General features: G+C 39.6%; 9 protein-coding genes and 1 pseudogene. 4 read left to right on the forward strand and 6 right to left on the reverse strand.

The annotated features are described in order from the left end of the window. Positions 1 to 1,481: 1,481 nt before the first annotated feature. The 5 genes from QZ562_RS15650 to smrB all read right to left on the reverse strand — a co-directional run bounded on the left by QZ562_RS15650 (position 1,482) and on the right by smrB (position 6,531). A complete protein-coding gene (locus QZ562_RS15650) occupies positions 1,482 to 1,886 on the reverse strand; it encodes a hypothetical protein (protein ID WP_293761993.1) in 405 nt (134 codons plus the stop codon). Positions 1,887 to 1,898: 12 nt separating this feature from the next. Continuing rightward, positions 1,899 to 2,909 (reverse strand): glycosyltransferase family 2 protein, encoded by a 1,011-nt coding sequence (locus QZ562_RS15655; RefSeq protein ID WP_293761995.1) that lies wholly within the window; start codon positions 2,907 to 2,909, stop codon positions 1,899 to 1,901. Next, positions 2,906 to 4,165 carry an oligosaccharide flippase family protein gene (locus QZ562_RS15660; protein WP_293761997.1) on the reverse strand — a complete coding sequence of 420 codons (1,260 nt, stop codon included), beginning with the start codon at positions 4,163 to 4,165 and terminating at the stop codon, positions 2,906 to 2,908. The genes QZ562_RS15655 and QZ562_RS15660 overlap by 4 nt, the downstream gene beginning before the upstream one ends. A gap of 180 nt (positions 4,166 to 4,345) precedes the next feature. Continuing rightward, positions 4,346 to 5,812 carry a sigma-54 dependent transcriptional regulator gene (locus QZ562_RS15665; protein WP_293761999.1) on the reverse strand — a complete coding sequence of 489 codons (1,467 nt, stop codon included), beginning with the start codon at positions 5,810 to 5,812 and terminating at the stop codon, positions 4,346 to 4,348. 143 nt (positions 5,813 to 5,955) lie between these two features. Next, entirely contained in the window at positions 5,956 to 6,531 is a 576-nt protein-coding gene (gene smrB / locus QZ562_RS15670; protein WP_293762002.1) for an endonuclease SmrB, read from the reverse strand. 100 nt (positions 6,532 to 6,631) lie between these two features. On the opposite strand from smrB, the gene prmB reads away from it, so the two are divergent. The 4 genes from prmB (at position 6,632) to QZ562_RS15690 (ending at position 10,702) form a co-directional block, all read left to right on the forward strand. Continuing rightward, a complete protein-coding gene (gene prmB / locus QZ562_RS15675; protein WP_293762010.1) occupies positions 6,632 to 7,585 on the forward strand; it encodes a 50S ribosomal protein L3 N(5)-glutamine methyltransferase in 954 nt (317 codons plus the stop codon). A gap of 94 nt (positions 7,586 to 7,679) precedes the next feature. Beyond that, on the forward strand, positions 7,680 to 8,786 hold the full coding sequence (gene aroC / locus QZ562_RS15680; protein WP_293762004.1) for a chorismate synthase: 1,107 nt from the start codon (positions 7,680 to 7,682) through the stop codon (positions 8,784 to 8,786). A 148-nt stretch (positions 8,787 to 8,934) separates the two neighbouring features. Continuing rightward, a complete protein-coding gene (locus QZ562_RS15685) occupies positions 8,935 to 10,053 on the forward strand; it encodes an MFS transporter (protein ID WP_293762013.1) in 1,119 nt (372 codons plus the stop codon). Positions 10,054 to 10,495: 442 nt separating this feature from the next. Then, entirely contained in the window at positions 10,496 to 10,702 is a 207-nt protein-coding gene (locus QZ562_RS15690; protein ID WP_293762007.1) for a cold-shock protein, read from the forward strand. A 427-nt stretch (positions 10,703 to 11,129) separates the two neighbouring features. On the opposite strand, the pseudogene ansA reads toward QZ562_RS15690, so the two are convergent. Next, a pseudogene (gene ansA, locus QZ562_RS15695) lies at positions 11,130 to 12,059 on the reverse strand (asparaginase); the annotation flags it as partial. Positions 12,060 to 12,200: the final 141 nt, after the last annotated feature.

Genomic DNA, 12,200 nt, shown 5'->3' on the forward strand with positions numbered 1-12,200 from the left:
ACAAAAAATAAGAAAAAAAAAGACTGATTAAAAACCAAGCTTAAAAAGAGAACACACATAAAAACTATATAATCAGAGGAGCAATAACGACATAAGTTCAATTTTTTGTAAATAATATATCAATGAGTGTTGTGGCAGTGCAAAAGGGCGATAAGAGAAAAGACAAAAAATTAAGATGGATGTCACATTAGCTCCTCTCGAAGGTAAGTTAAAAACATCAGGTTTACTAACGAGTAGAATTATTAAGTTGAAACTTCTACCAAGTTCATTTGAAAGACAAAAAATAGGCAAAAAAAAGCCTGATTAAAAAACCAGGCTTAAAAGGAGAACACACATAAAAACTATATATTCAGAGGGCCAATGACGGCATAAGTTCAACTTGTTGTTAATTATTTTTCAATAAGTGTTGTTCTGTAGCAGAATTAAGATGGATACCATGTTAATTATTAAGTAAGGAATCTACGGGGTGGATCTGCGAGGTCAGGTCGTTGAAAAATCTGCGGAGTGAGGGAAATAATAGCGAAACCCTAAAACACTGAGTCGGCATAGCCAATGCTCTTGTTCTACCCTGGACTCGAGGCTAGTTGTTTATCTTGTGAATTTTATAGGGGCATACATAACTAACCCTTCCTGATGTAAGACTTTTAAGCTGACTACTCGCACTCCTAAAGAAACCAGCACAACCGTGCTAAATTTCCCTAATCCTTGGATCAAGAGCACTGCTATTGTGCGTTTTTTTGCTTACTTTGCGGCTGTGGGTAAAAATCAAGTCATACGTAAGAAATTTTATTTAAAACAAGCCATGGTTGGCCGTACTAGTCAGAGCATAAAAATAAGTTAATAGTATCAGAACGCTAGATTAAAATGTGAATGGCAGAACCATTCATGATGATAGAAACTATTTAAAACAATCGACTATAAAATTTAGGTTAGTTTTTATATCGAGAGTAAGAAGTAAATTAATAAAATAATTCTAGGAATTTAACTTGTAACGTCCGCCGAAAAAACACAAAAGAATGGGCGAAAAAAATCAGATTGGAGTGTGGGTAGCCGTGGCAATAGTGCTCAAATTTCAACTAAGTAAGGGTGCTCAGAAGTTAAATTTAGGACAATACCCTTTTCATAAGCCTCAGATTTAATATGCTGCTGATGATGCCCATTCTGCTGTTGGTGTTAAAAACTGACTAGATGAAACGACATTGCTTAAACATAACGTCACCCAGTTGTATGACTTTATGATAATACTGTTAGTCGGCAAGGCCGATGATGTTGATTTAACATCGACTCAAAGTTCACTGATTATTTTGTCAATTCAGAAGGGTTATTAATAAGCCGCAAAAGCACTGAATTCAATTTGAGTTTGCCTAGGTAGTTTTAGGCAATACACCGGTGCCTGCGAGGTATAGTGCTGCTATAATCTGCTGTCAATAAGCGAGTCAACTCAGGCCTGCTAGTCTCAAAAAATCTATCAATAAGTGGCGTTAACTCTTAATCCAACCCCATAACCCAAGTGAAAAGCCTTTTAACAGATCAATCCCCAGTGCTGATTTAAGCAGGTAAACAATCACCAAACCCAGTGCAACGCTGAAAACTAAAAATAATAAGGTTAGTAACAACATAGTTATGAGCGTAATAGACTGCTCTTGTCTAGATAGGTTGCGAATGTTGCGGCCCATCAGCAATACATAGTAGATACGGAACGGGTAAAAAGGCACCGGAAAAGTACCGCGTATATCGATTTTGTGCTTACGGTACTGGCCACTGCCTATGGCGACTTTGATATGACTGAGTTGAGTGTCAGTTAAAAGTGATGCTGTCTCTTGAGGCAATCGGCTTAGAAAACTCATGATGTCGGGATCTTCACGAACACAGTATGCTGGCTTCATTGGCATTCCTTATTAATTACTTTGAGTAGGACGAGTTTGCAGTATTCGTATAGCAGTATTTTCTAACACACGGTAAATGCAATGTGGCAGCATCGACATTAGTGCACAAGCGTATGTTGCGATGGTTCTCATAGGCTCTTCTATGACTATTTTAGGCTGGGTGAGCAATGCTTGATTAACCAGTTTAATCGCTTGCCAAGAACTGCCTGAATGGATGGCCCTGCGCGCTAAGTATCGTAACTGATAGGCTCTGGCCAAGGACGAATAACGTTTAAAAAAAATGGGGTGGTTTTTCTGGTTTTTATTCATAGCAAAACACCAACTAGCATACTGTTTATTTAAGTTAGCAGATAAGCCACCATTGTTAACCCGGTAATAAGTAAGAGGTGTTTTGATCCCCTCGAATTTCCAGTTTTCAAGAAGTGCAATACGCAACCACAACTCGATATCTTCTGATTGACGTAACTCTTCATCAAAGATGCACCTCCGTCCGGTTTTGTTGCTGGTAAAAGTGACTTCTTTTAATAACCGCCTTCTAATTACTGCTGCCGAGCCGTTACCAACTGGGTTGCGACAAAATACGTCTTTGGCACTAATATTTTTTAGTTTTGGGTATTGCCCTATGCCTATATACTTGCCTTCTTCGTTAACAAACAATGAAGAGCAGTAACTCACCCCCACGTGTGGGTAAGTGTTAAGGTGATTGATATGTCGGGCTAGCTTTTCTTTGGCCCAAAAGTCATCGGCATCAAGTAGGGCAACATACATGCCTCTTGAAGCTATAATGCCGGTATTTCTTGCAGCGGATAGACCACGATTAGATTGTTGAATCAGTTTTATTCTAGGATCAGAAAACCGAGCTAATTTATGAAGGGTGTCATCTGTGCAACCATCATCGACGCATATTATTTCAAAGTTTTTAAATGTCTGTGTTAATACCGACTTTATACATTGGTCAATGTACTTGCCGACGTTAAACATGGGAATAATAACAGTCACTAAGGGGAAGGATGGTCTATTCATGAGTTACTCCTACTAAATAACAGGGATGTAAATATGTGTTCGAATTTGTGCCAAGGGATCAATGTCATCAGCCACACAGAGCTACAAGCTAAAATGGTTAAAGCAAAGTTTGTTGGGGTAGTCGCTTGAACGGCTAATAACCCAACTACACTAATTATTAAGCAGAATAGTCGTACGTATAATTCTTTTTGATAATGGGCTTTTGCGCGTAAAATATTACACTGAGTATCAATTAATAATGCGGGTAACGCCGATACACATAGCAGCATTACAATGATGTGGTTTTGTTGCCAAACTTGGTTGAATAATAAAGGTACATAGAAAGGTACCAGTAATGCTTGGATTAAAAATAATGTACCCACTGCACAGGTAATTAAGTAAACCATCGGAATATGTTTATTGAGTTGGTCGCATCTGTGTTTGTGACACAAGTAAGGATAAAGTGCGGTATTAAATGCGTTATTAATCGACAGACTCAGGCCAACCCCAGCACTCTTGGCAAAGCTGTATAAACCAAATAATTCTGGGTTTAGCAGACTTGCACCAATCAGGGTGTCTGATTGCATGCGTAAAGCTCTGACTAACTCTGTAGACAACAATCTCCCCGATGTTTTGGTGAGCTTTAGAAATGTCTTCCATTGAAAGCCAACACCAAAATGTTGTACGGGTGCAAAATAAAATAAGCTTATCCACAAAATGGCAAATATCCATTTACCATAAACAACCGACATGATGCCGCAATCTAATAAGGCAAATATCGCAATGCTAATATTTTCGGTAACGATACACAGTGCGTTACGCATGCTGTAATAACGCATATTACCTTGACGCTGAATAAGGAATACTTTGATACTCACCAAGGGGTAAAAAAGATAAACAACCGCCATTAAACTAATTAAAGGGATGAGTGAGGGGGTTTCGTAGAAATCAGCAATAGGCGAAGCCAGACCTGCTTGTGCACCAGCAAGTAATATACAAACCAACCACTGTAACAAGGCTCCATTTTTAGCGTATGAAGACAACTGCTGTTCTGTGCATTGAATAATCTGTGCACCTGCACCAGAGCGAAGAATGAGCTTAAATATTTCATGACAGGCTAATGCAAGCATCACAGTGCCGTACTCAACAACGCCTAAATTTGCCGCTAACGCTAATATCACCAACACTCTTGATATTTTAGCTACTATTTCAGTAGCCATGAGCCAACTGGTATTACTGAGCAGTCGTTTACTTTCATCTTGCAGAGTAACTAGCATCGTTTTTATTGCCGAATCAAAAAATACTAATCTGAGTGTTTCAAGATGTAGGCCAATAATTGAGATTTATAACATGTTGAAATATATAACTATAATTTCATGTGGGTATGGAGTTATGGGTGAGATTTGCATGTTGCGACAGGCTTTTTCGCAACATGCAAAAAATGAAAGGTTAAATTATTAATCTTGCCATTGCTGGACTTTACGATACAAGGTTGATGGACTGACTTCTAGTAAACTAGCAGCTTTTACAACGTTGTCGTCACAAACACAAATAGCGTGTTCGATTGCTGATCTTTCTACTTCCGCCAAGCTGCGTACCGAACTGGTGTCGTCAAATACGTTATTTTGCGAATAATTTATAGCCTTATTAGAAGGTTGATAATTTAACTCAAGTGCAGAGGGTGATCTTCTTTTATTCAATAACTCAGTCATTTGATCTTGGCTTAACTGTAATTGCCTAGCCAAGATTTGCGCAGTTAATAACGGCCCTTCAGACATCACCACTGCACTGTGTATGGTGTTTTCTAGTTGCCTCACATTACCCGGCCATGAGTAATTATTGACAAGGGTGCCTGCATCAGAAGATAAACCAACAAATACCTTTTGTTCAATATCACTAAAACGATTTAGAAAATATTGAGCTATTTGGCAGGCATCGTTTTCCCTATCTTTAAGGGGTGGCAAATTAATAGAGATTACATTCAGTCGATAATAAAGGTCTTCTCTGAGGTGGCCATCTTCTATGGCTTTAAAAGGCTCTCGGTTAGTGGCGCTAACAAAACGAATATCGACCTTTTCTTGTTTATTACTTCCTACTTTTTGAAAGGTGCCGGTTTGAATGAAACGTAATATTTTTGCCTGCAAGCCTATGTCCATTTCGCCTAGTTCATCTAAAAATAATGTTCCACCATCTGCCATGGTTGCTGCACCGTCACGATTGGATACTGCACCTGAAAATGACCCTTTGACGTGTCCAAAAATTTCCGACTCCATCAACTCACTTGGAATAGCGGCACAATTCAAGCAAACAAAATGTTTGTCTTTACGGGGGCTAAGTTTGTGTAGGGCATCGGCTACCAGTTCTTTACCCGTTCCACTAGCGCCGGTAATAAACACAGAAGCATGGCTAGAGGCACAGTTTTCGATCGCATCATAGACAAATTGCATTGCCGTTGATTGACCGATGAATTTCATGAAATTGCGCTTACGTTTAGTTTGTACTTGGTCTAAGGTGTGTCGCAATAGGCTGCGTTCGGCCAATACTTCGCTATAGCTGAGTGCTTGCTGGATATTAAGTTTAAGTTCCTCGTTGTCCCATGGCTTTTTCATATAACTCCATATTCTTCCGGAGTTAATAGCAGAAATTACATCATTCAATTCAGTATAAGCGGTAAGCATAATACGTACTGTTTCTGGCCACAGCACAGCCACTTTTTGTAAAAATTCCATCCCATTCATACCGGGCATGTTTTTGTCAGATATAACAATATCTACATATTGTTGCTCAAGTATCTGTAAGCCTTTTTCAGCAGAGGTCGCAGTATACAGGGTGACACCCGTATTTCGAAGTAACCGAGTTAAGGCAGTTAAAATTTCAGGCTCATCATCAACAAACAAAATGCAGGCAGAGATTTCATTTGGCATAATTAATATTTATCCTCAATAACAACACACTACTTTTATCCAGCATGGCAGATTTTTTCGCCATTTTCACTCATCAATACGTCTTAGTGTATTAGTGGGTATTTTTAAACGTTTTATTAAACGATAAGAACCGTAGTTTTTATTTAATATTTTGCGTGGTGCAATGGTAAATCTATTAATACCAGTAAAGCTGCCTGACCTCCCCATTCTTTTGGCGCTTGATGAAAACCCATTACAGCGGGGTGTTGTATCAGCCAATTAGGGATAGATTTTTTGAGCACATAAGTGCCTTTGCCATGCATGATCGACACACAATAAACATGCTTTTTCTGTGCAACATGAATAAGGGCCGCAATTTCGTATTTAGCCTCTTCTTTTTTAATTCCGTGTAAGTCGAGAATGAGGTCTGGTGGGTAATCACCTCGGCGAAGCCGTTTGACTTCGTGGCTGTCTGTTTCTGGTTTCACATACTTGAGCGGTTGGTTGATATCAAAATGGCCTTCAAAACCATCTGAAAACTCAAATGCAGCAGCAGCTTGTTTAATTTCCGCTAAATCTTTGTAGTTTTTTTGCCTAAGTCCCGAATTCTGCTTGATGGAAAACCGCTGAGGCGGTATTTTGTCCTGCTTAATTGGCGCTATATCTTTGAACTCATCTTTAAAAAGATCAGAACCGTTGTTTTTTGTTTGAGTTTTTTGGTGAAATGGCGTGTTTTTCATTCATTACAAATACGTATCTGCTATTGATTGAGCATAGCAAAATTTGCTAGCAGAGAACATGTATTCAAGGTCTGCGGACCTAGATTTATTAAGCGATAAAATGACCACAGATACTTTTTCCGAAATTGATGCCGAACAAATTGCAGAAGACTTACACACTATCTTAGATATGGTGAGGTGGTCGGTGAGCCGTTTCAATCAGGCCGAGTTGTTTTATGGTCATGGTACCGACAATCCTTGGGACGAAGCCGTTAGTTTAGTTTTGCAGTTATTACATCTGAATCAAGATTTGACAATACAAACCGGTGATCAGTTATTTCATAGTCGTTTAACAAAAACGGAAAAGTTGAATATTATCAAGATAGTCAAACGCCGTGTTGAAGAGCGTATTCCGGTTCCTTATCTAACGAATCAGGCTTGGTTCTGTGACTTACCTTTTTTTGTAGATGAGCGTGTTCTTATACCTCGTTCACCTATCGCGGAGCTTATTCAAAACCACTTTGAAGAGTGGCTTGGCGAAAATGAACCTGAGCACATATTAGATCTATGTACAGGTGGAGGTTGTATTGCGATTGCTCTGGCTTATGCATTTGAAGAGGCCCAGGTGGACGCTGTGGATATCAGTCAAGACGCCCTTGATGTAGCAGAGCTAAATATTACTGAGCACGAATTGAACCATAGAGTTTATCCTATCAATTCAGATTTGATGGAGGCCTTGCAAGGTCAACAGTATGATTTGATTGTGAGTAATCCGCCTTATGTGGATGCAGAAGATATGGGTGACTTGCCAGAAGAGTTTCATCACGAGCCAGAATTGGCGTTAGCAGCAGGTGAAGATGGATTAGATTTAATTGACCATATATTACGTCAGGCCCCAAGTCATTTAACAGACAATGGTTGGTTGTTTGTTGAAGTAGGCAATAGCGAAGTGCACATGTATTCCCGTTATCCAGAATTACCTATTCAATGGGTAGAGTTTGAAAATGGTGGTCATGGCGTATTTGCTATATGCAAGAACGATTTAGTTGAATACTGGCGCTCAGTTGACCATTAAACTAGCTAGTTGATAGTAGACATTAGAAATATGGTTTAAATAAATCTTTCTCCTCGTGACAAGATACATAGCAAAACAATAGGATTTTAAAATTATGGCAGGTAATACCTTCGGTAAATTATTCACCGTCACCACCTTTGGCGAAAGCCATGGTACCGCTATAGGTGGCATTATCGACGGCTGCCCTCCTGGATTAGATTTGTCTGAAGAAGATTTGCAAGGTGATTTAGACAGACGTAAACCTGGTACGTCTCGTTATACCACAGCCAGACGTGAAGAAGATGAAGTGAAAATTTTGTCTGGTGTATTTGAAGGTAAAACGACAGGCACCAGTATTGGATTGTTAATCAATAACAACGATCAGCGCAGTAATGACTATTCAAAAATCAAAGATACGTTTAGACCCGGTCATGCAGATTATACCTATCAGCAAAAATATGGACTACGTGATTATCGTGGTGGTGGACGCTCATCTGCTCGCGAGACGGCTATTCGTGTCGCTGCTGGTGGTGTCGCTAAAAAATATCTCAAACAACGCCATGGTGTCGAAATTCATGGTTACTTGTCGCAGTTAGGGCCGATTAAAGTTGAAACTGTAGATTACGAGTTTATTAATACCAATCCATTCTTTTGCCCTGATGAGAGTAAAATAGAAGCATTAGATGCCTATATGCGAGACCTTAAAAAGCAAGGTGACTCTATCGGGGCTAAAGTATCTGTAGTGGCTACTAATATGCCAGTCGGTTTAGGTGAGCCTATATTTGATAGATTAGACGCCGACTTAGCGCATGCAATGATGGGTATTAACGCGGTGAAGGGCGTAGAAGTGGGTGATGGTTTTGCTACTGTCGAACAAAAGGGCAGTGAACATCGCGATGCATTAACCCCAGAAGGATTTGCTTCGAACCGTTCTGGTGGCGTGTTAGGGGGTATTTCAACAGGTCAAGATCTAGTTGTGCACATGGCACTTAAACCTACCTCAAGCATCAGCATACCGGGTGAAAGCATAGACGTGCATGGAAAAACAGCTGAAGTGATTACAAAAGGTAGACATGATCCGTGCGTGGGTATCAGGGCAGTGCCTATTGCTGAAGCGATGATGGCTTTAGTGGTAATGGACCATTTGCTTAGACATCGTGGACAAAATGCTGACGTTAAAAGCCCTACACCTATTATTGCTGCGCAGGTCGGGCCTCGCTAGGTCGGGCCTCGCAGGTCGGGCCTCGCTAGGTCGGGCCTCGCTAGGTCGGGCCTAAACAAGCCAAATCGACCTTTATTTTATTTTTAAAATTTAAGTTACCTCATTGTCTAAATCTGCATTCTCTACCTCTAATTTAATTTTACTCGCTATGACTTATCTGTTTTATTTTGGTCAGTTTGGCGTGCTTATGCCTTATTTAGGTGTTTTTTTAGATGGCAGGGGGTTTTCATCAGGTGAGATAGGCGAGCTTTTTGCACTGATTACTGTTGCCAGAATTGCAGGACCAAACCTGTGGGCGTTTCTTGCTGACAAGACGGGTAGGGCTCTGGAGGTCCTTCAGTTAGGCGCATTGTTAACTTTTGGAACTTTTTGTTTAGTATTTTTTGTTAACGGCTTTTGGGCGCTTACCCTTAGTCTTGCGCTTATGATGATGTTTTGGACTGCTATATTGCCACAGATTGAGGGGTTAACCTTAAAATGTGTGTCTGGTCAAGCCAACCGCTACGGGCGAATAAGGTTGTGGGGTAGCATTGGCTTTATATTGCTGACTATCTTTACCGGTAAAATGATTGATACATTTTCTAGCGATGCACCCATTTATGTGGGCGGGATAGTATTGTTTAGTTTGTTTTTAGTGACCTTATTTCTTAAAGAGCCAGCACAAGATAAAAGTACCGACCCTCATCAAATATCTATTTGGAACAAAATTAACACACCCGTGTTTTATGCTTTTTTACTATCAGCAGCTTTATTACAGCTTAGCTTTGGCGCCTATTATGGTTTTTTTGCATTATACCTGCTCGATTTAGGTTACAGCAGTCAAGCAACCGGATGGCTTGTTGCATTGGGTGTGTTGGCAGAAGTGATTATTTTCTTGCAAGCAGGAAAATTGATTACATTGTTCGGCGTAAAGTGGATTTTAGTGATCAGTATTTTGTTAACTGCGCTGCGCTGGTATTTATTGGCTATAGCAGCAAACAACCCTGTCATATTGATCGTCAGCCAAGTTTTACATGCATTTAGTTTTGGCATGACACATGCGGCGTCTATGCATTTTATACATCATTATTTTGGTAACAAGCTTCAAAGTCAGGGGCAGGCGATTTATATCAGTGTTGGCTTTGGAATAGGGGGGGCTATAGGTGGTTATGGAGCCGGCTACTTTTGGCAACAAGGCCAAGGTGCTGAATTAACCTTTACCTTAGCGGCTGTGGCGGCTGTTCTTTCTGCCCTTAGTTTGTTGTTTGTCTCGTCTAAGCGAATGTAGCTCCATGTGCGGGTTATCAATATTTATTATTTCGAGTGGAGCTATATTGACTAAGTATTAAGGTGGGTAACTCGCTTATTCTGTTTTGTGTTCACATTCTCGCCAGTGATGATTTAAAGCAATACAGTCATCCTGATTAATAAATAAACAACTAATCAAGTCTTGTTAGACTCAGACAATATGACACAAATATGACAAAATCATGACTAACTAGTTGAATCAAATAGCCTTGTTGTGTCCGTTTAATTAATAATAACTGTTGACCTGCCATATCTTAGATATATAATAGTATTGCTTGATAGTAAGTTTGATATTTATGTACATTGTTTCGACGTTCCAAAGCAGTACCCGGTCTCGTAGCTCATAAGTAATTGCAACACACTTCAGCACAACTAACGTCTCTTAGGGGACACAATTACTCTTGAAAAATATAGGAAAGACTATGTCTGCAACTACTGGTACAGTAAAATGGTTCAACGAAGCAAAAGGTTTCGGTTTCATTCAACAAGAAAACGGCCCTGATGTTTTTGCTCACTTCCGTGCTATCACAGGTACTGGCTTTAAGACTTTAGCTGAAGGCCAAAAAGTTGAGTTCACTGTAACTCAAGGTCAAAAAGGCCCACAAGCTGATAACATCGTAGTACTTTAATTATCAAATAATTAGAATTCTATAAAAAAAAGCAAACCTTTGAGTTTGCTTTTTTTATGCCTGAAATTTGAGTTTAGCTATAAGCATAAAGACGATGTGTTAAAAACACCGAGCACATAAAACACAAGATAATTTAGGGTAACTCTTTTTTTATACGCATAAACTTAGGTATGTGAGGTCTTCGATTTTTCTTTTGACGAAAATAAACCCATTGTGTTTCTCTTTGCTCTGTAGCCTCTGCACTTCACACAACACTTCGCACAGCACTTGGTACACGGCGCCCTCTGACTGTCCCAAGATATCCGGTTCACCGAAGACTCTAGGTGCTGGGTGTACAAATTACTTTGCTTTTTTCTTTACTTCTTTTTTTACTTCTTTCTTTGCTTTTTTTAAGCAAATATATTTGTTACTTATATCCTTGTATAGGTTATTCCGTTAACTCCCCGCGTAAGTTAGCAATCAACTGGCGTTTGATATGGGCTGGTGGCATATTTTTACTGAGTAAATAATGTAACTTGGCTAGCGCCGCCTCTGGGGTCATATCTTGGCCCGTCACTACGCCAACTTCACGTAATACATGGCCATTAGCATAACCATTCATATTAACCTTGCCGCGCACACACTGAGTACAATTTAAGACAATGATGCCTTGCTGATCCGCAAAAGATAATTGTCTCAGTAAACTTGCATTTTGTGGTGCGTTACCTACCCCAAAGCTAAGTAATATTAAGGCTTTGACTGGCTGCTGTAAGGTGTTCTTAATTACATCGGTACTTATGCCAGGGTACAAGGTAACTATACCTATAGGCTGTGATTCAATTTGACTCACATGTAAGTGCTTACTGATGTCTATACCCAGTAAATTTTTGTCGACCTCAATATTAATACCCGCTTTGAGTAGTGGCGGAAAATTGGGCGAATCAAAAGCATTAAATCCATCTGCATCAAGCTTGCGACTGCGATTACCTCTGAAAAGCTGATTATTGAAAAACAAAGTGACTTCAGCAATCGGATAATTGGCAGCAATGTATAACGCATTCAACAGATTTACCTGTCCGTCAGAACGTAACTGAGCAAGGGGGATTTGGGATCCCGTAACAATCACTGGTTTACCCAAATCTTCAAGCATAAACGACAATGCTGAGGCAGTATAAGCCATTGTATCTGTGCCATGAAGGATAATAAAAGCATCGTATTGCTGATAGTTATGATGAATGTCATTGGCGATTTTTTGCCAATCCGATGGACTCATATCAGAAGAATCAATCAGGTTGTTGTATTCATGAATGGTAAAGTTGAGCATTTCGCTGCGATGAACCTCAGCCATTTTATCTACTGTTTAAGATAAAAAGCTTGCGCCTGCTTCAAAGACGTCTTCACAAGGAAGCATGTCAACATTAACGCCATCGTAATTCTCGTATCTATGACATTTTATAACATTTTCTATTTTTTATTTGACACTCCATTTATCTCTATTTTCTATATTAATTAATTATTT

The sequence above is a fragment of the uncultured Paraglaciecola sp. genome (genome assembly GCF_913058035.1).
In the GTDB taxonomy this organism is placed as follows: Bacteria; Pseudomonadota; Gammaproteobacteria; order Enterobacterales; family Alteromonadaceae; genus Paraglaciecola.